This is a genomic window from Fibrobacter sp. UWCM (genome assembly GCF_900129735.1).
Taxonomy (GTDB): domain Bacteria; phylum Fibrobacterota; class Fibrobacteria; order Fibrobacterales; family Fibrobacteraceae; genus Fibrobacter.
On record NZ_FQWR01000024.1, the window covers coordinates 1 to 23575 of the forward strand.

Genomic DNA, 23575 nt, shown 5'->3' on the forward strand with positions numbered 1-23575 from the left:
GTATACCACTTAACAAGAAAAAAGGATATATTTTAACTTAACCGGTAATGAATATGGTTGTTCATGAACCCACTATTAAAAAACCTACAAATCCACGGCGTTTACAATCTTGTTTATCAGCGGGCCGTGGGAAAACGAAGTCCCGTCCAGCACTACCCAGAGAATGTCGAACGAAAAAAGGAGCAGCGAATGGAGGCAGAGGTTAAAAAACGTCTTCTGGTCGGACTCGTGCATCACGCCACGCTTAACCATGAACATGAGGATAATCATGATGACAGCGCAGAGCGTATTGACAGTTATATAGAGCGACATCGAGAAGCCTTTTGTATGAGATAAAATAATAAAAAAAACACCCTTTTAGCATTAAAAATGCGGCAATAATTCCCATTATGAGTGACCATACTCACAAATGGTTGCCGATGTAAACACGAAATACGCCTAAAAGCGTAAAAATGGCGAAATTTGAATATAGATTAAGAAAAGTGTATAAACGTTTTTACATTGCCTAGGCAGTGTATGGAGGTATTATGAGATTCACAACGGCGGCATCCCTGGCTCTGGCGGCATCGCTGGCCACAACCGCATTCGCGCAAATCACCCCCACCCGCGTGGGCCCCGTGAGCCAGTACGGCCAGCTCATGACAGGCAAGAACTCTAGCGGCAAAGGCCAGATCTACGGCAGCTGCGAAGGCGTCAAGGATGGCGCCGAAGTGCAGGTGCGCGGCATGAGCCTCTACTGGAGCCTTATGCCCCAGGCCGTCGAATTCTGGAGCGAAGAAGGTGTTTCTACCATGGTCCGCGACATGAACATCCAGATTGTGCGCGCCGCCATGGCAACCGGCAACGAAGACTGGCAGGGCGGCTACAAGGGTTACGCGAGCGACCCAAACACCCAGAAGAACCTGGTGAAGACCGTCGTCGAGGCCGCCATCAAGAACGACATCTACGTGATTATCGACTGGCACTCACACGAGGCCCACAAGCAGACCGACGCCGCCAAGAACTTCTTCAAGGAAATGGCAGAAACCTACGGCCAGTACGACAACGTGATTTTTGAAGTCTATAACGAGCCGCAGCAGATTTCTTGGAGCGAAGTGAAGAACTACGCGAACCAGGTCATCCAGGTAATCCGCCAGTATTCCGACAACCTGGTGCTCGTGGGCAACCCCTCCTGGGACCAGAACCCCAGTGACGCCATTGGCAACGAGGTGAACGACAGCAAGAAGAATACGGCCTACACCCTGCACTACTATGCAAATTCCCATAACTGGAGCGGCAACTACGACTGGGGTGGAGAAAGTGAAGGTTCCAAGGGCGAAAAGGCCATGAACGCGGGCCTCTCCGTATTCGTCTCGGAATGGGGCACCGCCAACTCAGATGGTAACGGAAATCCCGACCAGAGCCGCAACAAGAGCTGGCAGGACTACATGAACAAACACAAGCTCTCCTGGGCAAACTGGTCGGCATCCTATATTTCCGAAGGAACGGCAGCTTTCCAGAACGGCTCCAGCAAGACCTCGCTGCAGTACACCACTTCGGGCAACCTGGTGAAGGGCTACCTCGCCACGAACCCCACGAGTTACACTGCCTGCAAGGCCAATGAGCCCGAACCTGAAAGCAGTTCCTCCTCCGCGATTACCGCCATCCCGTCCTATGCAAGCAGCGACCGCTTCAACGCCTCAGTCCAGAACGGAACGCTCTCGTTCACGAGCACGGCCAGCGGTGTAGCGAACATCCAGGTGTTCGACATGCTCGGCAATACCCGCGTGCAGATGAGCAAGCAGCTCGGTTCCGGCAGTCACAGCATCGCACTCGGAACGCTCCCCGCGGGCAGCTACCTTGTGCGCGTGCAGCAGGGCGCGAACCTCGCGCAGGTCCGCTTCCAGATGCGCTAAGCCAGAAGAGTTACACCAAAAGAGAGAGAAGTCCCGGGGGCTGCGGCCCTCGGGATTTTTGTATGAGACTAGGGAGGGCGCAAAGCGGGCTTATTGCAGGGCGCTTATTGCGGGAAGCGAGGGATGCGGGGTGCGGGGTGCGCGAAGCGGGCTTTTTGCGGGGTGCGGGCTTGTTGCGGGCTCTTCGAAGGCAATTTGCAAATGATTCGCATTTTTACAGACCAAACAGCCTTCCAAGCGGCATTTGGTCTGCTGATTTTTAGTTTATTCGTACTATTTCAGGCATTTTTCAGGACTTTTGCTCCCGAAAGCATCCTCAAAAGTTCATTTTCGGGAGCAAAAAGCATATTTTTCGCCAAAAAACGTTTAATTTGTACAAAATCTTACAGACCTAACAGCGACAAAAGCCCCATTTAGTCTGCTATTTCGCCCAAAAGCAGCATTTGCACCGCCCAAAAGCAGCATTTGCACCACCCAAAACGCGACATTCGCACCGTCTGACGAACGAGCGGTCGATTCGTGAGCAAACAAAGCCCTCGGGCGTTAACCGAGGGCGGTTGCGACCTTTGGACACTTGGCAACTTGTTGCCTTAGTGTACATGGCCACCTTTAGGTGGGAGCGAATGAGAAACCGGAGGTCTCGACACCCTAAACGACGAACGAGCGGTCTTAAAAAGAGAACCCCGCTCGATTGAGCAGGGCTTCTTGTAAAAGTTTCAAGCGGAGGCGCGGAAATCAGGTTGCCCGAAGGCGGTTACGTCCGCGCCACTAGCGCTTTGCAGAAATCAATTACTTGGTGATGACGCGGGCCATTTCGCAAACCTTGTTGCTGTAGCCCCATTCGTTATCGTACCAGGCGCAAACCTTCACGAAGGTCGGGTCGAGCTGGATGCCAGCCTTGACGTCGAAGATGGAAGTGCGAGCGTCGTTGCGGAAGTCGGTAGAGACGAGAGCTTCGTCGGTGTAACCGAGGATGCCCTTGAGTTCGCCTTCAGAAGCTTCCTTCATGGCCTTGCAGATTTCTTCGTAGGTAGCCGGCTTTTCGAGTTCGGCAGTGAGGTCAACGAAGGAAACGTCGGAGGTCGGAACGCGGAGGCTCATACCGGTGAGCTTACCGTTGAGCTGCGGGAGAACCTTGCCCACGGCCTTGGCAGCACCCGTAGAAGACGGGATGATGTTTTCGAGGATGCCACGGCCACCGCGCCAGTCCTTCTTGGACGGGCCGTCGACGGTCTTCTGCGTAGCAGTAGCAGCGTGGACGGTGGTCATGAGGCCGCGCTTGATGCCGAACTTGTCGTTGAGGACCTTGGACATCGGGGCGAGGCAGTTGGTGGTGCAGGAAGCGTTGGAGATGATGTCCTGGCCGGCGTAGGTCTGGTGGTTCACACCGTAAACGAACATCGGGGTAGCGTCCTTGGACGGAGCGGACATGATGACCTTCTTGGCACCGGCCTTGATGTGGGCGCGGGCGAGTTCGTCGGTCAGGAAGAAGCCAGTGGATTCCACGACAACGTCAACACCGAGGGCACCCCAAGTGATGTTGGACGGATCCTTTTCGGCGAACACCTGAATCTTGTTGCCATCGACGATGAGGAAGTTGCCTTCGAAAGACACGTCGTGCTTGAAAGCGCCGTGCACGGAGTCGTACTTCAGCATGTAAGCGAGGTAGTCAACGTCGAGAAGGTCGTTGATACCGACAACCTGAATGTCCTTGGAGAAGTTTTCCACAGCAGCGCGGAACACCATACGGCCGATGCGGCCGAAACCATTGATACCGAGTTTGAGAGCCATTATTGGATCCTTTTGTTTATTGTTGAAATTGCTAGCCACCTTTAGGGTGGTGCTTTGCTGGCGTCAAAGATACAAAAAATGGAGGTCTTTGTGTAGTTCTGGAGTAAAAAAAAGACAAAAGACCGATATTTAGTGATTAAGGGAGCACGGACTCCCCCGCTTTGCCCCTCCCCGACCGGCAGGGGCGGTTGCCCCTACTGCTGATTTCGGGAAAAACACGCTCATGACGACGGCCAAAAGCATCAAGAAGGTTATAAATGGAGATGCCTCTCAGGGACTATTTTCTTAACATTTTTTTACCAATAAAATACCATATTCCACTTGGGACTAAGCAAAGCAGGGCGGGAGCAATTCGTTTTTGTATCTTTGCTCTCATGATGATTCCTACGTCTAAAAGATTTACCCGTGTGGCCGGTCTTCGCGGCCGCCTCGCACAGCAGAGTGCGGGCCTGTTTGCGCTGTTCCTTTTCGCATCCCTGGTTTCTTGCGCCGGAAACGGCGACCCGTTGACCAACCCGGAACCGAAGGCCGACGAGAGCGGCGCCCCCGCTACCGCGGCCCAAAACTATTACGACTACAGCGACCAGAGCGCTTCGACGGGCTCGGGCGCGAAAGCAAGCGCGGTTCGCAACCCGGACGGCACAATAGGCAATGCGGGCTTCAGCTTCAAGTTCCCGGGCGGCGACTGGACGGTCATCGGCGGCGAGGACGGAGCCCCCTACGAGTTCTACAACGCGAATTCGGGCAGGCGCGCGGTGCTACGCGAGGTAGCGCTCGACGAAGGCGAGCCCATGAACCTCATGGACCGCGCCCGCATGGAAATGCAGAGCCTGGAATCTAGCGGCAAGAAGGCGACCTTGAGCGAGCTCAATCCCGAAGAGGCGTTCGGGACGACCGGCGCGTTCTTCGACATCGCGGGCAAGCGCTACGAGACCCCGTACGAGGCAGTGGGCATGGTCACGGGCAACGGACGCAGCGTCTATACCCTCACGCTTACCGCAACCGACAACGTGCCCGGAAAGGACATGCTCAAGGAGGAATGGAGGGAATTCTTCAAGGGGTTCACCCTCAACGAAATCGCCGAGGAACAGGGCCCGGAACTCTCTCCGGAACGCATCCAGAGCCACACTTCCGCAGCGCTCGGCTACACCTGGAGCACAAAGGACACGCTTTGGCATTTCTGGAACGGCATCGCGAAGCAGAACAACGACCCCGACCTGGTGCTCACCGACAATTCCGAGGAAGTCTCGCTATTTGTATATGGCGCCATCCTCCCGCCCGACGTGATTAACCAGCAGGATATGTTCAAGGTGCTCCTCACCCGCCTGGGCGTGGACCCGAACAACCGCACGCTCGATGCACGCCGTACGAAAGTCGGCGACCGCTACGCCCAGGAATTCACGCTCACCCACATGGTCGGGAATTTCGATTTCGCCTACAAGGGACGGTTCTTCTACGAGAACGGCCGAGGAATCCTGATTGCGGCCTGGACGCAGGGCGCGACGCAGAAGAAATACGCGAAGGCGATAGACAACGCCATCGAAGGGCTCTCCGTGGGGGCCAAGCCCGCGCAGGCGACCGACGCCGAAAGCACCAAGAAGCAGAACAAGTTCAATGCCGCCGTCATGAACCAGGTGGGCATCCTCCGACTTGTGGAAGACCAGCCGCTCGTGGCGCTCAGCTACTTCGAACGCGCGAACAAGATGGACCCCGAGGAACCGCTCTACCTCGTGAACTGCGGGTTCATCTACCAGATGAAGGAACTCTACGGCCCGGGCATCGCCTACTTTACAAGCCAAATGCCGTTGGTGCGCAAGAACGGGAAACTCCTCTCGATTCTCGGAGAAATGTACGAGGTGCTGTTCGACTACAGCCACGCCCGCGAATGTGCGGAAGCGGCGCTCCAGTTCACGCCGAACAATCCAGAATACGTCATCAACCTCTCCGACGCGCTCTGGGGACTCGGACAGCGCCACCAGTCGCTCGTGGTGGTGCAGCGCCTCTATGACACGCAGCCGAGCAGCCGCCTGGGCGTGTACCTCGCGAAAACCTACATGGGCCTCGACCAGTACGCCGAAGCCGTCGAAATATTATATGGGGTACGAGGCCGGTTCGGGATGAGCAAGGATTTGGGTGAAACCCTCATGGACGCCCTCATGTTCCTGGGCCGCTACGAGGAAGCCCGCGCCATCAGCGAAGAGACCCTCCAGAAGGAAAAGAACGATTACAAGCTGTGGACCATGCACGGTAAAATCCTCTTCTACAGCCACAACTACCGCGACGCCGAAAAGGCGCTCACCAAGGCGCTCTCGCTCAAGGCCGACAACGAAGATGCGAAGAGCTTCCTCAGCGCAACCAAGGCGTTCCTCGGGAAGGCCGACAACCGCACGCTGCAGAAGCCCATCACGCCGGTAGAAGAACGTACCGCGAATATCAAGAGCCTGCTGAGCGCGAAGGCCAAGCAGGAAGCAATCGAGGGAGACTTCCCCGCCGTGGTGCACTACCGCAAGGAATGCCTGAAGGCCGAAAAGAACCAGCCGTGGAGCAGGAGCGAGGAAATGCTCATGGAAATCCTCGACGTGCGCGGTGCAGCCATCTACCGCGAGTTCACCTTCGATTTTCTGCCGGGGTACGACCGCATATTCCTCAACGCGCTCGAAGTGTACGACAGCAACTGGAACCTGAAGCAGAAGGCTAGCCTGAACGGCGCCTACATCACCTACGCGACCGAAATCGGCGGCAAGAACGAAAGCCAGATGGCGCACTTCCCGCTCTCGGAACTCGCGCCGGGCGACTTCATTTATCTGCAGTTCAGCCGCACTGCCATCGAGGCGAAGGGCATGATTCCCTACACCGACTTCGTGAGCAGCAAGGACGTTCCCGTGGGCCAGTCCATATTCCGCGTGTACGCCGACACGAACGCTTTCACCACCGAGGAGTACGGACCGCTCGAGCGCGAGAACATCAAGGGCGGGCGCGAATGGAAAATCGAGAGCCCGGTCGTTACGCGCAAGGAACTCTACATGCCCGTGTACCGCGATTTTGGAGCAGGCCTGATGCTCACTGGCAAGCAGCAGTGGAAGGAGGTCGGCGAAGACTACCAGAACCTCATCAAGCACCAGTTCAAGCAGGCGGTGAGCGTGCGCGAGAAGGCGTTCGAAGTGAAGGGCAACAAGATTGGGAACGAGGCCGTGAAGGCAATCGCGAACTTCGTGCGCCACGATATCCGCTACCGCGATATCCGCTTCGGCGGCCACAGCCTTATCCCGCAGACCGCCGAAGTGACGCTCAAGGAGCGTCGTGGCGACTGCAAGGACATGGCTCTATTGCTTAAAGAAATGCTCGCGACCATCGGCGTCAAGAGCTACCTCACCGCAATCCACCTCACGGAAGAAGGCTTCTCGCAGCTGCCGACCATCCAGCAGTTCAACCACATGATTCTCTACGTGCCCAAGCAGGACCGCATAAGCGAGATGTGGATTGACGCGACCGACAAGACGGGCAACGACCGCCCCGTGCCGCTCGACATGGAAGGCAAGGTGGCCCTCATCATCGACGGCGAGAACAGCCGCGTGACGCAGACGCCAATACTCGAAGACAACCAGGAACACAAGATTGCGATTGACCACAGGCTCTTTATCGGGAACGACGGCACCTGCGAGTTCCGCGATTCCGTGACGCTGGAAGGCAAGTTCGCAAGCGCCATCCGCAACAAGTTCTACGGGCGCGAAGTCAAGGAGCAGGAGAAGCTCATGGAAGACTTCATGGCGCAGGGCGTACCCGACGTGAACATCTCGAAGGTCGAAATCAAGAACCTCGACGAGTTCAACAAGCCTCTCGTTCTCATTACCACCTACGGGTCCAAGGCGTACTTCGGGCAGGGCGGCGAAATGAAAGGGCGGTTCCCCAACGTGTGGGAGCGCAGCCTGTTCAAGATGCCCAAGGTCGCAAAGCGCCACCACCCCATCCGCATGCCGCACGAGACGCAGTTTAGCTACAGTCTCACCGTGAAGGCTGCCGATGGCAAGAGCGTGAACGTGGTCGGCCCGAAGGCACTCGCCCGCGACACAGACTACGTGAGCTTCGAGAAGGGCGTAAACGCCGGGGCGCAATCCTCCATCAAGTGGACGACGTTCGCGCTGTACGCCGACCCGAGCGAATACAACAAGATTCGCGAGGAATGGGACTACCTGCTGAGCGAAACGAGCCCGATGGTGATTGTGAAATAGATGGCGAGATGCCCGCGGGATAACGTTATCCCGGGTAATAGACGGTCAGCACGTCGGGGCCAAGCATTGCCGACTCGCGGGCAATTGCACCCGAGGGGACTCCGAGAAAGGAAAGCGGGGCACCGCCATCTAGAACTTCCTCGACACGCGGGTCCGTAGAATGCCACAGGTCGAGGCGGTTCCAGAGGGGGCGATTTTCGGGCGCGTTGCCGGCACCATCAAGTGCGTCGTCGGCAGGATTTTCAAAAAGGAGATGCGCGAGCGTCGCGCCGGGTTCAACCATCAGGCGGTGCATCCCGCGGCGGGAAAGTTCCGCAAGCATCTCACGCCAGCAGGCAACAAAGTCACCCGCGCCCAGGTGCACGACCTCGACATGCGGGAGCGATGCAACTGCAGGCTGTTCCACAAGGGAAAATACAAGTGAACGTTTATCGCTCGCGGCGCAATCAGCCACAGTTTTGCCCTCTGCACAATTTGTGCCATTCCTATCAAGAAGGCAATCCGGCGCATTGAAAAACTTCAACGCGCGAACATCCTCAGCGCCAAACACGCGGTGACCCGCCCAGAGGACCTTCACAGGATTGTTCCCGCGGGCATACCGCACATCAAGCGAGGGATTGTCCGCAAGGAGCGTCCCGGCACCCACGAGAATCGCATCGCTCATCGCGCGCAGTTCATGGTTCCAGCAGTTCGCACCCTGACCCGTTATGCAAAGCGGGGCATGCGACCCATCGGGCCGTGCGACCCCCATGAATCCCGATTCCGACACGGCGCACTTTACTTCGACAAACGTCATCTTGTTGCGCACAAAGTAATCATACGCCTCGAAGTAGCGCTCGATTTCTGCAAATACGCTGCGCCCCTCGATTTCTGCTTCTGAAGGCGCGCGCATCCCGCCACCCGAAATAGAACCAACATTCCCGGCACCCGAATTAGGCGCGCGCATCCCGACACCGGAGATTGGCCCAGCATACCCGACACCCGAGAAAGAACCTGCACTCCCAGCACCCGAAATAGGCACGGGATTGCCGGCAGCACGCCCGGAAGCATCGTACCCGAACACGCGACAGCCGCTCCCGCAATCGCCTTCATCCGCCTCCTCGAAAGAAGCGGCAATGCAGGCTTCAACACCCTCGAAAACGTGGACTCCCGCCTCCTCGAGAACCTTGCGGCTGTTGCCGCGCACTACCGGATTCGGGTCGGCGTGCGCGAAATAAACTTCCTTGATGCCTGCATCGATGATTGCCTTGGTGCAGGGGGGCGTGCGGCCATAGTGGCAACAGGGCTCGAGCGTCACGTATATGGCCGCGCCGCGGGCGAGTTCGCCCGCGTCACGCAGCGCCATCACTTCGGCATGGGCGCTCCCGGGGCACTGCGTACGCCCCTTCCCCACCACAATCCCGTCTTTAACGACAACAGCCCCCACAGCAGGATTAGGACGGCTAACCCCGATGGAGAAAAACGATTCTTCAAGTGCGAGCTGTAGGTAGTTCACTAGTTCTTCGGGAAGGCCATGAAGCCACCGACCACGTTGAACACGCGCTCGTACCCGTTCTGGATAAGGATGTTCGAAACAGCCATGCTGCGCTTGCCGCTACGGCAGAAGATAAGCAGGTCCTTGTCCTTCGGGAACTCGCCCAGGCGCTGTTCGGCTTCCTGGAGCGGAATGTTGATGGAACCCGGGGCAGTACCCTCGGCGACCTCGCCCGGAGTGCGCACGTCAATCAGCACGCCACCGGCCTTCTGCATCTCGAGAGCCTTCGCCCAGTCGATGTTGGTAATCTGCGCCTTCGGGGCTTCCGGAGCCGGAGCAGATTCCGCAGGCTTGGGTGCCGCGACCGCAGCCGCGGGCTGTGCGGCGGGGGCTCCCTTCGCTGTTGCAGACTTCTCGGCATTCGCTTCGTTGCAGGCACAAAGCATAAACGCAGAACAAATCACAAGACCGAATAACTTTTTCACAATATCTCCTTTTGATTAAACGTTTTCTTCGTCTTCTACAAAGTCGCTCTTGTCAAGCACTATGTACACGCCCAAAACGGAATGGAGCACATTGTCCTTCGACTTGAGCGGAACGGCGTTGAACATAAGCAGGCTATTTTCCTTCAAGAACCCGCCCTTCCAGGCAACGCTCCTTCCGGTATCGAACACTTCCGAAAAGATTTTCGACACGTGCGGCAGGATTCTGCTCGTAAGAACCGCATCCAAGTTCTTCCCGTAAATGTCCTTCGGGTTCACAATCTGGAAGTCGGTCGCAAAAGCCTGGTTGCAACCCTGGATGGTAAAGTTCCTGTCAGCCCACAGCACGCGCACATCGGGGAACGAGAGCACCGCCGAAAGCATGGCTTCCTTGTCGTCATCGTCCGAAACAGGGTTGTCGAGTACCATATCCATGCGGCGTGCCGAGCCCTGCAGCACAAGGCGGTTGTCCTCGTCGTTTACGAGCCTGCAGCGGAAGCAGTACCATACCATAGCCCTGTCGGCACCATACAGACGCAGCTTGATTGTCTCGAACGGATCGCCCCTGGAACCGTAGGTATGGAAATCCTTGACGCGCGCATTCACCACGGAATCGAGAAGGTTGTAGTCGGATTCCGGCATCATCTTGCGGATATCCACATAGCCCGTAGATTGCGGGATAACGCGATGTTCCTCGTCCATAAGCGGGGTAAGGAGCCTGAACCTTCGGTCATCGACCTCAAAATTCCAGAGGAAGTCGCCGGTATTCTGCAACAGGTTATCGAGCCGCACCTGGATGCGCTCGCGTTCCTTCCTGTTCTCGTTTTCGCGGGTAAAGTTCTTGATAAAGCAGATGTAGCGGTATTCCTGCACGGATACATAATCGAGCACCGTCTTCATTTCGTACCACTGCACACGGCTCTGGTCGGAATTCGCATTTGTCGGGTCTATTTCCACGGAAAATACAAACGACATGTTCTGGTGTTTTTCCACCTCGTCAAAGTACAGCTTCATTCGGGACCAGTCCTTCGAGCGAAGCAAGTCCTGGAAAATATTGCCCGAAGAGAGCCTCGCGAACAGCGGGTCGGACGTGTACATCGGAAGCCCGTACAGGAACTCGAGCCTGCGCGACAGCACGACAATAAACTCGTTGACACTACCCTGGAACTTGTCGTAAAGCCTCTGCTTGTGAATGCCCTCGCGCAGCAGGAACACGAAAATGCAGCACGCCACCAAAAGGATGACGCACGTAAAGGCTAGCACAATGACCCAGTTTATTCCGAGTCCGGCAACGGAAATCGCAGAATCCATACCTACAAGATAAACAAAATATCGCGCTGGGAACATCTATTCCTGTAATTAAGTTCCCTTTTTTAGCGATTTGGACACCCAGAGCCCTTCCCACGGGCCAAGAGCGCCGCCCGTACCGTATTTTGCCCCGATTCCATACCCGGAGAAGGCGAACGAAATCCCGAACGCAAGCGAAAAGCCCGGAAAACTGTACGAGGTTTCGATACTCCCCCACGCAAAGCGGAGGCTTGTGCCGACGAAAACAGCCTGCATGTCCGTCGCGACATAGGCACGGAAGGATTGCGAGGCGTCCCAGAACACGCCCGCACGCGGGTACTCCCGCCATTCGTCAGTAAAGCCCTGCCACCAGGAAGCAAGCGTGAAGCCCCTCGCCTGCGCGGAGATTCCGAACTTGAGCCTGTAGCGGAGCCAGGCGGCATCGCCCGGAACCCACTGCGTTATACCGCCGAACCCGAGACCCGCCACAAGGAACCAGCGGGAAAACGACGCCTCGATGGACGCCCCCGACTCGCGGAACAGGGAATCGAGCGCGTAGTAGCTGTAAAGGAACGCGACACGGTAATGCGGGTTGCCCCATTCCCCTGCAGCGGAGAGCACCCATTCCTCGGGAGAATCCGAACGCATGTACCCCGAGATGCCGAAAGCGGGAGCTGCCCTGCGCGCCGGAGTGGAGTTCCAGCCCGGAAGCCCCTCGGGAGCGCAACCGAAGTCGCCGACAAAGGCGACAGGAGCATCGAAGCAGAAGGCCTGCGAGATAAAGCCCGAAAGAAAGCCAACAAGGAAGATGATGGCGGCAAGGCGACGCAGTTCAAGACAGGAGTTTTGACAACACGGGATCAAGCCGCGCGCGATTAAACGGCCCTGAACTAAACGGCCCGCGATTTTAGACAAACTAAGGACGCAGTACAATTCCCACCACCTTTTCATAATCGCCCTGCCTCGCCGCCACGTAGTTCACGCCGCGGCTCCCCAGGCTTTGCACGGGTACGTCCATCCACTGCGGGGAATTCGCCTGCGCGACGGCGTTCCACACCTCCCTGCTAGCCGAATCGAGCAGGCGCACCTTCACCTCGCCCTCCCCCTCGACCCGAACCCGCAGGGGTACGCCGCGCGCACGCACTACCCGGCTGGAAAGCGTCAGCGTGAACGGGGCCTCCGTCTTTTTGCCCGCCTTGCGCACAAACCCGGGCGAATCGTCGGTAGCACCCGAAAGCGGGCTGAAACCCGCGGGGCAGACCGCAGTCCCCTTGCCCCAGCTAACCGAGTCTATAACCTGCCCTCCGTAACACAGGGCGAGCGACCCGCCGGTGTTGTTCAGGTACCCAAGCGCCACCTGCGCAATCCGCACGTCGGGAAACCCGACCTGCCTCCTCAACTCGAGCGAATCTCGCGTCACGAGAAGCGCCTGCAGGGGGTATAGGGAATCCCCGCTACCGCCCAGCGTAGCGCCCCTGCCGCAGAAACCCACCTGCGACAGCGGCACCGCCGAGCGCGACGCGTTGAACACCTCCACCCACTCGGGAACGGGCTCCTGCGGGCAGTGGTGCACCTCCGATATCACGAGCGGGGCCTTGCCCGGTACCACGAGAAGCGTATCGATTTTGTCATTCAGCGGGTACTCGTCTTCCGGGAGCGAGACCTGCAGCAGCACGCTCCCTCGGGCGGTAAACCCGAATCCGAACCGGCCCGAAACGGCGAGCGTATCGAGCCGTCCGGATTGCGCTACACCCGCCATCAGGTCGAGCCAGCCCGCATGAACCTGCGCACTGTCGCAACCATCGAGAACTCCCTCCACCCGGAATTCAAACACACCCGCGGAAACCTCCCCAGGCACGATCCGCAGTGCGCCAATCCCACAGTCTGCGATTCCCTGCTCGTAACCTGCATTCGCGAAACCCGGCGTGGCGGCGGTAAACTCCCAGTCGTCGGTCCCGCCGCGCCTCTGGAACGCCTTCCCCGCCTTCGAGGCCGGCACCAGCACGGAATCCGTGCACGTGCCCGCCTCGAGTTTCCACAGACTTTCCCGCGAATTCGGGAGCGATTCCTTGAATACCGCGCAGGCGACATTCTCCCGCACGGGGCAAAACGCGCTGTCGTGTACCAGCACCAGGCGGTTCCCCTCCGGGTACGGCACCCGGACAGCCGCCTTCCCGTCCATGAACAGCGTTAACGTGTCCGCCCGGAACGTAGCATCCAGGCGCACCTCGACAAACTCCCCGTCCTGGTCAGGTACGTCCGTCGGGTCCGGAAACACCTCCACGAGCATTGGGCATGCGGGAATGGTTACCGCAAGCCAGGGCAATAATTTCATGTAGTCCCCCGAAGGGGTTTATCCCGCCCGCCGTCCCGAAGGAACGCCACCTAACTGGAGCAAGCCAGGATATCAGTCGACCGAGTAGTCGCCTGGAAGAATATAGGCAACGGGGTTTACAGGACGGTCGCCGACCCAGACCTCGTAGTGGAGGTGCGAGCCGGTAGACATGCCGGTAGAACCCATATAGCCGATGATCTCGTAGCGGTGGACCAGCTGTCCTGGCTTGACGAGGAGCATCTGCATGTGACCATAACGGGTACGAATCCCGTTTCCGTGGCTTATCGCCACAAAGTTACCGAACGACGGATTGTACATGGCGTTTTCCACCACGCCGTCCGCCGTCGCAAAAATCGGGGTCCAGCGCTCGTTCGCAATATCCACACCCTGGTGCATGCGGCCGACTTCGCCGGTTACCGGGTGGACGCGCGGGCCGAACCCGGAACCGAGCCTGCCTCGCGTGGGAGCGATAGAAGGTATATAACGCCAGCGGGACTGCTGCTGCCCCACGTATTCGGAGAGCGAGGAGAACGCGGCGTTATTCATGTCGAGCTTGTTCTGGATGCGCGCTGCATTCTCGCGAAGGAGCGCCATGCGTTCAAATACCGGGGAGGTCCCGCGCACCAGGAGCGACTCGGGGCCGATAAAGCCACCGGTTCCCAGTTCACGGGCCTGAGCATCGGGCGGGGTAAGCGCGAACTTGGAATGCACGCGCTGTTCGTCCTTGAAAAATACGCCGGAAGTCCCGTCCAGATAGTCGAGCGTACCCTCGATCTGCACCATCTGGCGGTCAAGGTACTGGCGCGACTTGATGACATGCTTCAGCACGGCATCGTGCACGAAGGTAGCGGAAAACTGGACTACGAGAAGGAGGAGGCCAACGACGACGAAGGCGCGGACCGCCCAGTGCCCGCGGAAAAGGAATTCCGGCAAATTGAGGGTCACCGACTTCGATGAATTCTGGTAATGGATGTTGGCCTTTACGAATTTCACGGGCAAGAAGATAGAAAAACACCCCTAAAAAGAAAAGTAAAAACCTCTATTATATTGTAAAATCCGCATTTTTGCTTAAATTTCGCAAAAAACGGCACCAAAATAAGAAAAAAGTAAGAGGCCGCCACGCGGGCGGCACTGTTCACTAGACCGGGTTGTCGATATCCTCGAACCTGGCGGGTATCTTGAGGTCGTTCTCGATTTTCTGGGCAAGGGCTCGCACGCCGAAAATCTCGGTACGGTGGTGCCCTGCAGAAACCAGGTTGAACCCGAGTTCTTCCACGGCGATGGGCACGGCCTCCTTGATTTCGCCTGTGACAAACGTATCGCAACCGAGGGACTTGGCCTCCTCGATGCCGCTTGCGCCGGAGCCGCTGCAGATGGCAACCTTCCGTACCATCTCGCTACCGTGCAGGAGACTATGCTGAACCCCGTGCTCGAAAACTCCGCAGGCAAGATCCACAAAGCCCTCGCGCGAAACCGGCTCGGCAAACTCCCCCACGACGCCCACGGTGCGTTCGCCCTCGCGCATGAAACCGTCAATCTTTTCCAGGCCGAGCGCACGGGCTATAAGCACGTTGTTCCCGATTTCCATGTGGCCGTCGAGCGGCAGGTGGTAGCCGTAAAGCGAGATGCCGTTTTGCATCAGGCGGCGCATGCGCTCGCCGAACTTGCCCACGAGCACGCGGTTCTCGCCCTGCCAGAACCCGTTCGGGTGGTGGACGATAATGCAGTCCGCATGTTCCTCGATTGCCGCATCGATAAGCCTGTCACGGAAGGATACTCCCGTCACGACGCGGGTCACCTTGTCGGACGCCTCCACGCAGAGTCCATCCACACAGTAGTCCTTGAACGCGTGCGGTTCAAGAAGGTCGTTCAGCCAGCCGGAAAAATCAGAAATTCGCATGAGACCTCGCTAATCGTCCTTGTAAGCATCCACGACACACCGGACGGAGGCCTGAGCCGCGGGAGAAAATTTCTGGCCCAAGTCAATACAGCAGCCATCACCTAAATGATACATACCGACAGCACCATCTGTCAACGTAGAACTCCAGAAATAGGCGCCCGCACCCTTATCCTTGTAGACGCCATCCTCGTTCATGTAGCCCGCGGGCTTCGCGGTAAACCGGAAAAAGTCATCGCGCGCGGAGCTGGAATTGGACCAGAGCGAATCCCTGGACCTGAGCCACGACGCGACATAGCAGGAACCTTCCTTGAGGTTTTCTAGATACTGCCGCATCGAGTACCATTCATCAGAAGACGGCAGGTGCGTCCCAGGCGGGCAGACCGACTGAGCCGCCTCCCAGTCGTAGAGTTTCCCGTAAATTTTGCAATTCTCTGTACTGTCTCCGTAGCAAGAACTCTCGCCAACCTCGGGTTCAATATCGACATTGCGGGCAAGCCAGAATTGCGGCCCTACTGCAGTCACCCTGTATTCGGATGAATCACGCGGATCGACCAGTTTTGCTGTATTCTCGTCAAAATCGCTATAAGCGGAAGAATCCAGGGAATAGACCCTCCCCGGTTCCACATCGCGCACGCAACGCAGGGAGTAACCATTGTACTTGTCTTCGTAAAGGAGATTGACAACATCGTACTCGTAGAAGCGTACCGCATTTGCATACTCGAAATGTCTTTCGCTGGATGTCCAGAAATAGGTTTCGGACCCCTTGTCGAAATAATCCCACTTTATGTAGCCGTTAGGGTCGTCAGTATCGTCAAAGACCCTGCGCTGGATCCAGACTCCCGCAGGCATCACGGAGAATCCGTACAGGTTTGTCCCTTTATCCCAGGAACGGATATCCTTGAAACTATTGCTAACCCCTTCGTAATCCATATATTCGCTATAGTTCGTCTTTACCTGGGTTGCGTAAAGGCCGAGCAGGCGCTGCCACTCCTCACGCGAGGGAACGTGCCAGTGTTCCGGACAGATACCCCGGAACGTCGTATGGACAAAGCAGAGGGTCCCCATGCCACATTGGTAGCAGCGGCGGTTCGCGGCACAGTTGAAGCATTCCGGGTCATCGCTGTCGCAGGTGACCCCGGTAGTATCCATGACGGCGCCCCAGGTGTAGAGGCGACCGTACATCTTGCAGTTCTTCGGGTCGTCATCGTAACAGAAGCTCCCTCCCCTCGGCGGGATATAACGGAGGTTCTCGGCCATCCATTCCTGGTCACCTATAACAACGGTTGCATAGAATTCCCCGTCGCGGTTATCGACAAACGATCCAAATTCAACCCCTTCCGGCACACTCCCCGGAAGGTTATCGCGTACAACGGAATTGTCGTCACCACAGGCTGTAACAAACAACCCCGATGAAACCAATGCGGTAAGCGCAAAAATTCGAAAAAACATGAGTTACCCCAGACCTATTCAAAAAGGTAACAAAATAGACTCCACAACAACGTCAAAAATGGCCCTTTTGCACAAAAGGCCGATAAACCGCCAAAAAAATTCTAGAGATGACAACAAATTGAACCTACCCCACCCGTCCGGAGTTGTCAAACCTTATGCGTTTTTGTAGATTTATGCATAGAAAAATCTCAAACCCGTTTTTTCAGCGCTTGGGAATGCTCAAAAATGCGACATTCTTTTCGGTGCTGGAAGCACAAAGGAGCCATAATGGCACATTATCTTTTTACCTCTGAATCTGTGTCCAAGGGCCACCCCGACAAGGTCGCCGACCAGATTTCCGATTCCATCCTCGACGCCTGCCTCGCACAGGACCCGAAGAGCCGCGTGGCCTGCGAAACGCTCGTGAACACGGGCCTCGTCGTTATTTCCGGCGAAATCACCACCAAGGCGAACGTCGATTTCCAGGAAGTCGCCCGCAACACCATCAAGAATATCGGCTACGTGAACCCCGACCTGCAGTTCGACTACAAGGGCTGCGCCGTGCTCGTCGCGATGGACAAGCAGTCCCCCGACATTGCCCAGGGCGTGGATGCCAAGGCCGCCGACGGCAAGAAGGATGACAAGCAGGGCGCCGGTGACCAGGGCATGATGTTCGGTTACGCCGTGAACGAGACGCCGGAACTGATGCCCCTCCCGATCAGCCTCGCCCACAAGCTCATGGAAAAGATCCAGGAACTCCGCGAATCCGGCGCCATCAAGTGGCTCCGTCCGGATGCCAAGTCCCAGGTGACGGTGGAATACGACGAGAACGACAAGCCCGTGCGCGTGGACACTGTCGTGATTTCTACCCAGCACGACGAATTCGTGAAGGGCAAGGAACTCAAGCACGCCGTGATCGAAAAGGAAATCATCGAGAAACTCATCAAGAAGGTCATCCCGGCCAAGCTCCTCGACAAGAATACCCGCTACCTCGTGAACCCGACCGGCAAGTTCGTCGTGGGCGGCCCGCACGGCGACTGCGGCCTCACCGGGCGCAAGATTATCGTGGACACCTACGGCGGCATGGGCCGTCATGGTGGTGGCGCGTTCAGCGGCAAGGACCCCTCCAAGGTCGACCGCAGTGCAGCATACGCTGCCCGTTACGTAGCCAAGAACATCGTGGCCGCAGGCCTCGCCTACCGTTGCGAAGTCCAGCTCGCCTACGCCATCGGTTACAGCAAGCCCGTGTCCGTGCTCGTGAACACGTTTGGTACCGGCAAGATCGACGACCGCAAGATTGAAGAAATCGTCGCGAAGAACTTCGACCTCTCCCCGGCCGGCATCGAGAAGATGCTCGACCTGCGTAAGCCCGGCTACGTGGCTACCGCCGCCCTCGGCCACTTCGGCCGCACCGGCAAGCGCTTTACATGGGAAAAGACGGATAAAGCAGCAGCGTTGAAGAAGGCCGCTCGGCTCTAAAACAGACAAAGAACCTCCGGTAGAGCCTCGCTCTCGCCACCACGACTCGTAAAAGACGAGTCGCTTGTGGCTCACGAAGAAAGCCGCCAAGGTTTAATCAGTCATAATCAATTTACGAGAAGCGCCCGGCATTTGCCGGGCGTGACTTTTTTTCGTGATGGCGGACTTTAGTCCGTCTTTTTTGGCTACAGGCCTTCTTTCATCGTGAAGAGCGTCGTTATCTCGAGAGAATCCTCGACGCCGTATATATCGGAATAATGCGCCATCCAGGTGATGGTCGTATCGCGTTCGAGCGGCTCGTCCAGAAACGCATAAAGGACGAAGTCCCGATTCCTTTGTTTCAGCGGGTATTTCGTGACGTACGTTTGATAACAGGAAGAAAACGAAATCGGCTCAATCTCAAAAGACATTAAACCCGTAGCAGAATCTACAACGGTGCTGAATACCGATGTGTAGGCCCCGATCCCATCCGGCAACTCATAAACATCGTCAAAGGTGTACGGGGTACTATATTCTACACGTCCATAATATCTCGTTCCGTCGTCGTATAGCGTGTCCAAGTCTATCACCAGCGTATCGAATTCCGCCCGCAGTTCATCGACATCCAGTTTCGGAGTCTCGATGTAGGGCGGGATATAGTCTATCAGGCGCTTCTTCGTGTAATTGATATAGGTCGTATCCAGGCGAACTTCGGTCCAGTGATAGTGATGAATAAAATGCTGTTCACCATCTTCCGATTCCACGACCTCTATTTTTACTTCGCCAAGAGGTTCCTGCCCGGAATATGAATACATGACGCGACAAATCTGAACGACCCATGTCCAAACACATTTAAAGTCGTCGTCACCGATTTCGCACTCCATCTCGTCTTTCGGGGCCGTTACCGTATCGAGATCCTTGCGGCCCTTGCCCGAATAGTAGATAAAACTATACGCTTCCTTGTCCACGTAGGTCGTGTCGCAGACGGCATTTTCGGGACAAGGTTCCACGGCGGGGCCGGTACTGGAGTTATCATCGCCGCAGGCCAAAAAGACAACAGCAATTAGAGGAAAAAAGGTCAGCCAAACAAGATGTTTCAACATACGGGCCTCAATTTAGAAAAAAACTGTGCTTCACAGGTCCTTCCGATTTTTTCTCAGCTTACTTCACCGCGATGAAGAACTTCTTGCTGATTCCCGGCGCGGAAGCCTGCACCAGGTAAATTCCGGCACGGAGGCCCCTGGTCAGTTCACGCGTGTCGCGGAGCATCGCCTGCGGAACATTTTCCACCTTGCGGATAAACCTGCCGTCAGTCGCATAGACACTCACGCTGTATGCACCCTGCTGGAGCGACAAGCCCGAAAGCAGCGGAATCGCATCCGGCTTCGTGGTATCGCCCGAACTCGTGTCGCGAACAGTCGAATCCTTCTTCGAGGTATCCGGCGCAGCAATCTCCTTCACGAGCGTCACGTCGAACTGGTCGATATTCGGGCCGTCCTTTCCATCGAGCGTCGCGAACTTCACGCTGTTGTCGCCCGCCGTAAGCTTGAGCGAGACTTCCTGCGTTTTCCAGGTGCTCCACGCGCCCGTCTTCTCGAACACGCTCGTCGCCGTATCCATTGCAGAAGAAATCACCAGGCTGCGGTCCTCGCTAGAACCGTTCGCGAAATCGATTTCGAACTTGTACTCGCCCGCCACATCAACCTTCACGGGCACGACCACATTACCGCCCTTGTCGAAGTTCACGTAGGCATCGCCATGATAACCCGCATTCGAAGTTTCGATAAAGCTGTTTGTCGCCGTACCCTTGTCCGCCTGGTACTGCCTGTCGGGAGTCGGGGGCGGCGGTTCAACGTAGTTTGCGTCGCATTCCGTGGGGCTCTTGAGGGTCGCACCCGCATTCGCCTTCACGGCGGCCTCCACCTCGCTTGCTGGCAGCATGAAGCCCGTGTAGTCGTAGGGTGGAGTAAATGAAGTTCCCGTGCCCTTCGTGTTGCCCGAGCAGTTCGTAAAGATGTTGTCGATGACCTCGTTCACGCCGGTGCCGTTCGCGTTGCCGGTGTAAATCGGGTTCGCCTCGTTGATAAACACGTTCCGTTCGGTGCGCACGCGGCACATGTGGCCAGCCGAGACGCCCAACACGTCGGTTCCGCTCGTAATGCTCGCATCGCCGGTGAGGAGATTGTTTACCACGTGCACGTTCCCGTATCGGCAGCGCGGCTTGCGCTGGTTCGCGGCCTTCCACCAGTTGAACATGTAGGTCACGTTCAGCTTGCCCTCGCTCACGGGCTCGTTGTCGGAACTGCCGATGAGGTTCGAGAGGTTGTGCGTACTCTTTTTCTTGTAGCCAAAAATGCACCATGTGAACGTTACGTTATCTGCACCCTTCACCACGTCGGCATTGCCGTCCTGGCCGTCCCAGAATTCGCAGTGGTCAATCCAGATGTTCTTGGAACCGTCGTTTTCGATGGTGAGGTTGTCCCACGCCTGGTCGGCATTGCTGCCCGGACCCTGGATGACGATGTTGCGGACGATGATGTTCGATGCCTTGCTGATATGGATGGGAGCCTTGAGAACGGTTCCCGGCCTGAGCCCGATAATCGTCTTGTTCGAGGCCGTGATGTTCAGACGGTCGCCGGTCGTGCCGCTCCAACCGCTGCCGAGCGTGCCGTCGATGTAGATGACCCGCGGCGAGGAATCCTTCGCGTACTTTTGCAGGTCGGCGAATGTTGTTACCGTAATGGGGGTCGCGTTACCGCCTCCCGTCACCTCGAAGGGGGTCGACGTACGGCCCGAACGGGTCGCCCAGCCGATGGGCTTGCACTGGTCCACCGCGGCGGACGCAAAAACCGCGAGCCCGCACAAGACGGCAATAACTTTGGAAGGAACTTCAAACATCCCGCATACTCCTTGCGTAACCAACTTTTTTATAAATCTATCCTTTTTTCACGCAAAAAGGGCGACTTCAGCAAAAATTGCTTTTACAAGTTGTCCATAGACAACGGCAAAAACGGCGCAAGATGCCGCAAAACTAGCGCTGTTCTACCGTCAGGCCCTTGTCGCGCAGGAGCTTGAGCACGTTGTCGCCCTTCCCCGCCATGTGAGCGGCCCCCACTACGACAAACACTTTACGGTCCTGCGCAAGGAAGGCCGCAACGGAATCCGCCATCGTCCTGTTGCGGGCAATGTAGACGAGATCCTCGATTTGTGCTTCCAGTAGGGAATCCGTAGCGCTACCTTCAGGTTCCATGTACATGGCTTCCCGGAAAAGCGAATCATCGCCCTTTACCCAGGCACCCATCATCAGCGTGACGGAGGAATCCATCACCTGCAGTTGGCTTAACGTGCTCTTGAGGTAGTAAACGCCGAGCGAATCCGGGAGGCCCTCACCCACAAGCACGGCAATCTGGTCTGCAGCCGACTCGAGAGAAACAACCTTCTTCTTGGATTCCTGCGCACTACGCAAGAAGTAGAAATCTATCCCGAGATTCGGATCGAAGCCGAGCCGCATTATGGCAACGGAACTGAGCGTCATTGCCGCAGACCAGGGCTTGAAGCCATAGAGGACTTCTGGGGCAAGATACCACGAAGCGCAGACGCTATCGAGTTGCTTCTTGACATCCTTGGGCAAGACCTGCGCCAAAGATTGCCCCGCGGGCAGTTTGCCCCGCAACTCGGATTGCTTTGCGATTTCCATAAACACAGCAGTATCGGTCATGTCGAGTTCCACAGCAAGTTCATCGGAACGGTCGAACGCATTCGTAATCGCCGTATCCAGCGGGTAGAACGTGGAATCCGCAAAATGGACACTCCCCAACAGGTAAACGCTGGAATTGGAATCCGAAACCTGCCATAGCATGTGCCTTGCGCGCTGGTATCTCGTCAAAAGTTCTTCTTCGGAAACGGCATCCTCAAAAACGGCATTTTCATTCGTTTCTTCTGCAGAAGCATCCTTTTTAGAAACCGCCTTCTCGGACGAAACACAGCCCGCAAGCAAAGCCAGCAAGGGCAAGCAAACCAGCGTAATCCTAGACAACATAGCAACCCCCTTTAAAGAACATACAAGGCAAGGAACACCGTAAACGCCGCAAAGAAGAGCGCCACGGGAACCAGGAACCAGAAGCAGTAAAAACCTATCTTCAAGTCATAGAACCACATTTTCCACCACCCACGGCGAGTCTTGCTGATTTCGGCGCGACACTCGGGGCAGATGTTGCCCACCTTGTTGCGCACGCGAATAGCCATGTTGCTCTGCAAGGGGGACATACCCACCTTGTCGTTGAATTCTTTATTGCATTTAGAACAAATTGCCTGCATGCCTGTGAATATAGTAAATAGTAGGCCGTCGGCAGATGGCAGGTTATTTCCGCTTGGCGGCGATAAGCACGGTGGACCCGAGAATCAGGAGAATGCCCGCGATGAGCCTGCCCGTAAGGACTTCCCCAAAGACAAGCACGCCTATCGTTACCGCAGTCACGGGTTCAAGCGCCCCGAGAATCGCCGTAGGCGTAGACCCGATAATCTTGACCGCCTTCACCATGAAAATGAGCGAAAGCACCGTCGGCACAAGCCCGAGCATGAATCCCCACCCCCACGAACTTGCCTGCGTAAACACCGGCGGGAGGCCCGAACCGAGCGTTACCGAATAAAGCAATAAAAACACGAGGCAGAAGCAGATGGCGTAGAACGTCATCTTCACGGAGCCCATCTGCAGTTTGATGCGGTTTGCCATCACCATGTATATCGCGTAAGAAATCGAAGAGGCGAAAGCAAGCATAAGACCCACTGTACTGAGCGGCACGCCATCGCCACCGCGATAGAGGAGAGCCACGCCAGCCATAGAGACCGCAATCGAAACGATGGTCCAGGTCTTGATTTTCTCCTTGAAGAACACCGCCATGAGCACCGAGACTTCTAGCGGATAAAGGAACAATAGCGTTGAAGCAAGCCCCGCGTCCATGTACTTGAACGAAGCATAATATGTAAGCGAACTCACCGCAAAGAGGAATCCGAACGCGACAAGCGCTCCGAATTCGCGGAATGAAATTTTAAAGTGCGAGCCCTTCGCAAGAATCACCACAAAAAGGAGAAGTGCTGCCGTGAAGAAACGGTAAAAGAGAACCGTCTCCGGCGAGTAATTTTGAGCGTACAAATGCAATGCGCCCAGCGGGTTCGTGCCATAGCAAATGGCAGAAAGGGCGGCAAAGGCAAAGCCTTTCATTACAAAGTTGTTTTTTTCCATACAAAATACTAAAAAGAACCCTATCGTAAACAAATTTTTCTAATTTTGCCGTCA

At 56.4% G+C, this 23575-nt stretch carries 18 protein-coding genes; 3 read left to right on the forward strand and 15 right to left on the reverse strand.

The genetic code is table 11. The features are described 5' to 3' along the window. Window positions 1-84 precede the first annotated feature (84 nt). Complete coding sequence (locus BUB22_RS13305) at window positions 85-312, reverse strand: hypothetical protein (protein ID WP_073115878.1); 228 nt, start codon at window positions 310-312, stop codon at window positions 85-87. Window positions 313-527: 215 nt separating this feature from the next. On the opposite strand from BUB22_RS13305, the gene BUB22_RS13310 reads away from it, so the two are divergent. Beyond that, window positions 528-1895, forward strand: coding sequence for a cellulase family glycosylhydrolase (locus BUB22_RS13310; protein ID WP_139259005.1), 1368 nt, complete (start codon window positions 528-530; stop codon window positions 1893-1895). 789 nt (window positions 1896-2684) lie between these two features. Here the strand turns inward: BUB22_RS13310 and gap are convergent. Further along, on the reverse strand, window positions 2685-3686 hold the full coding sequence (gene gap, locus BUB22_RS13320) for a type I glyceraldehyde-3-phosphate dehydrogenase (protein ID WP_072811949.1): 1002 nt from the start codon (window positions 3684-3686) through the stop codon (window positions 2685-2687). Between the two features lie 374 nt (window positions 3687-4060). Here gap and BUB22_RS13325 point away from each other — a divergent pair, with 374 nt between their 5' ends. Beyond that, a complete protein-coding gene (locus tag BUB22_RS13325) occupies window positions 4061-7915 on the forward strand; it encodes a transglutaminase domain-containing protein (protein WP_254794751.1) in 3855 nt (1284 codons plus the stop codon). Between the two features lie 25 nt (window positions 7916-7940). Here BUB22_RS13325 and BUB22_RS17140 read toward each other — a convergent pair whose 3' ends face one another. The 8 genes from BUB22_RS17140 to BUB22_RS13370 form a co-directional block, all read right to left on the reverse strand. Further along, window positions 7941-9410 carry a bifunctional diaminohydroxyphosphoribosylaminopyrimidine deaminase/5-amino-6-(5-phosphoribosylamino)uracil reductase gene (locus tag BUB22_RS17140; protein ID WP_254794752.1) on the reverse strand — a complete coding sequence of 490 codons (1470 nt, stop codon included), beginning with the start codon at window positions 9408-9410 and terminating at the stop codon, window positions 7941-7943. Further along, a complete protein-coding gene (locus tag BUB22_RS13340; RefSeq protein ID WP_254794753.1) occupies window positions 9410-9874 on the reverse strand; it encodes a rhodanese-like domain-containing protein in 465 nt (154 codons plus the stop codon). The genes BUB22_RS17140 and BUB22_RS13340 overlap by 1 nt, the downstream gene beginning before the upstream one ends. A gap of 15 nt (window positions 9875-9889) precedes the next feature. Further along, window positions 9890-11182 carry a hypothetical protein gene (locus BUB22_RS13345; protein ID WP_073115886.1) on the reverse strand — a complete coding sequence of 431 codons (1293 nt, stop codon included), beginning with the start codon at window positions 11180-11182 and terminating at the stop codon, window positions 9890-9892. A 48-nt stretch (window positions 11183-11230) separates the two neighbouring features. Next, the gene (locus BUB22_RS13350) at window positions 11231-12022 is read right to left on the reverse strand and encodes a hypothetical protein (RefSeq protein ID WP_139259006.1); all 792 of its coding nucleotides are present in this window, start codon (window positions 12020-12022) and stop codon (window positions 11231-11233) included. A gap of 52 nt (window positions 12023-12074) precedes the next feature. Then, window positions 12075-13493: a lamin tail domain-containing protein gene (locus BUB22_RS13355; RefSeq protein ID WP_139259007.1), complete on the reverse strand. Its 1419-nt coding sequence runs from the start codon at window positions 13491-13493 to the stop codon at window positions 12075-12077. Between the two features lie 72 nt (window positions 13494-13565). Beyond that, window positions 13566-14486 (reverse strand): M23 family metallopeptidase, encoded by a 921-nt coding sequence (locus BUB22_RS13360; RefSeq protein ID WP_072812183.1) that lies wholly within the window; start codon window positions 14484-14486, stop codon window positions 13566-13568. A gap of 145 nt (window positions 14487-14631) precedes the next feature. After that, window positions 14632-15393 carry a Nif3-like dinuclear metal center hexameric protein gene (locus BUB22_RS13365; RefSeq protein ID WP_073115895.1) on the reverse strand — a complete coding sequence of 254 codons (762 nt, stop codon included), beginning with the start codon at window positions 15391-15393 and terminating at the stop codon, window positions 14632-14634. A 9-nt stretch (window positions 15394-15402) separates the two neighbouring features. Continuing rightward, a complete protein-coding gene (locus tag BUB22_RS13370) occupies window positions 15403-16842 on the reverse strand; it encodes an FISUMP domain-containing protein (protein ID WP_083535549.1) in 1440 nt (479 codons plus the stop codon). A gap of 267 nt (window positions 16843-17109) precedes the next feature. Between BUB22_RS13370 and metK the strand changes: the two genes are divergently transcribed. Then, window positions 17110-18300 carry a methionine adenosyltransferase gene (gene metK / locus BUB22_RS13375; protein ID WP_073115899.1) on the forward strand — a complete coding sequence of 397 codons (1191 nt, stop codon included), beginning with the start codon at window positions 17110-17112 and terminating at the stop codon, window positions 18298-18300. Between the two features lie 185 nt (window positions 18301-18485). Here metK and BUB22_RS13380 read toward each other — a convergent pair whose 3' ends face one another. The 5 genes from BUB22_RS13380 to BUB22_RS13400 all read right to left on the reverse strand — a co-directional run bounded on the left by BUB22_RS13380 (window position 18486) and on the right by BUB22_RS13400 (window position 23521). Beyond that, window positions 18486-19382, reverse strand: coding sequence for a hypothetical protein (locus BUB22_RS13380; RefSeq protein WP_073115901.1), 897 nt, complete (start codon window positions 19380-19382; stop codon window positions 18486-18488). A 58-nt stretch (window positions 19383-19440) separates the two neighbouring features. Then, the gene (locus BUB22_RS13385) at window positions 19441-21177 is read right to left on the reverse strand and encodes a pectate lyase family protein (RefSeq protein WP_073115904.1); all 1737 of its coding nucleotides are present in this window, start codon (window positions 21175-21177) and stop codon (window positions 19441-19443) included. A gap of 133 nt (window positions 21178-21310) precedes the next feature. After that, window positions 21311-22318 carry a TraB/GumN family protein gene (locus BUB22_RS13390; protein ID WP_083535550.1) on the reverse strand — a complete coding sequence of 336 codons (1008 nt, stop codon included), beginning with the start codon at window positions 22316-22318 and terminating at the stop codon, window positions 21311-21313. Window positions 22319-22329: 11 nt separating this feature from the next. Continuing rightward, a complete protein-coding gene (locus tag BUB22_RS13395) occupies window positions 22330-22596 on the reverse strand; it encodes a hypothetical protein (protein WP_175547301.1) in 267 nt (88 codons plus the stop codon). 43 nt (window positions 22597-22639) lie between these two features. Beyond that, a complete protein-coding gene (locus BUB22_RS13400) occupies window positions 22640-23521 on the reverse strand; it encodes an EamA family transporter (protein ID WP_073115910.1) in 882 nt (293 codons plus the stop codon). Window positions 23522-23575 lie beyond the last annotated feature (54 nt).

Coding starts and splice junctions, on each gene's coding strand:
- BUB22_RS13345 (WP_073115886.1), bottom strand. CDS start 11,182: ATGGATTCTGCGATTTCCGTTGCCGGACTCGGAATAAACTGGGTCATT.
- metK (WP_073115899.1), top strand. CDS start 17,110: ATGGCACATTATCTTTTTACCTCTGAATCTGTGTCCAAGGGCCACCCC.
- BUB22_RS13325 (WP_254794751.1), top strand. CDS start 4,061: ATGATGATTCCTACGTCTAAAAGATTTACCCGTGTGGCCGGTCTTCGC.
- BUB22_RS13370 (WP_083535549.1), bottom strand. CDS start 16,842: ATGTTTTTTCGAATTTTTGCGCTTACCGCATTGGTTTCATCGGGGTTG.
- BUB22_RS13400 (WP_073115910.1), bottom strand. CDS start 23,521: ATGGAAAAAAACAACTTTGTAATGAAAGGCTTTGCCTTTGCCGCCCTT.
- BUB22_RS13390 (WP_083535550.1), bottom strand. CDS start 22,318: ATGTTGTCTAGGATTACGCTGGTTTGCTTGCCCTTGCTGGCTTTGCTT.
- BUB22_RS13305 (WP_073115878.1), bottom strand. CDS start 312: ATGTCGCTCTATATAACTGTCAATACGCTCTGCGCTGTCATCATGATT.
- BUB22_RS13395 (WP_175547301.1), bottom strand. CDS start 22,596: ATGCAGGCAATTTGTTCTAAATGCAATAAAGAATTCAACGACAAGGTG.
- BUB22_RS13310 (WP_139259005.1), top strand. CDS start 528: ATGAGATTCACAACGGCGGCATCCCTGGCTCTGGCGGCATCGCTGGCC.
- BUB22_RS13355 (WP_139259007.1), bottom strand. CDS start 13,493: ATGAAATTATTGCCCTGGCTTGCGGTAACCATTCCCGCATGCCCAATG.
- BUB22_RS13385 (WP_073115904.1), bottom strand. CDS start 21,177: ATGTTTGAAGTTCCTTCCAAAGTTATTGCCGTCTTGTGCGGGCTCGCG.
- BUB22_RS13365 (WP_073115895.1), bottom strand. CDS start 15,393: ATGCGAATTTCTGATTTTTCCGGCTGGCTGAACGACCTTCTTGAACCG.
- gap (WP_072811949.1), bottom strand. CDS start 3,686: ATGGCTCTCAAACTCGGTATCAATGGTTTCGGCCGCATCGGCCGTATG.
- BUB22_RS13380 (WP_073115901.1), bottom strand. CDS start 19,382: ATGTTGAAACATCTTGTTTGGCTGACCTTTTTTCCTCTAATTGCTGTT.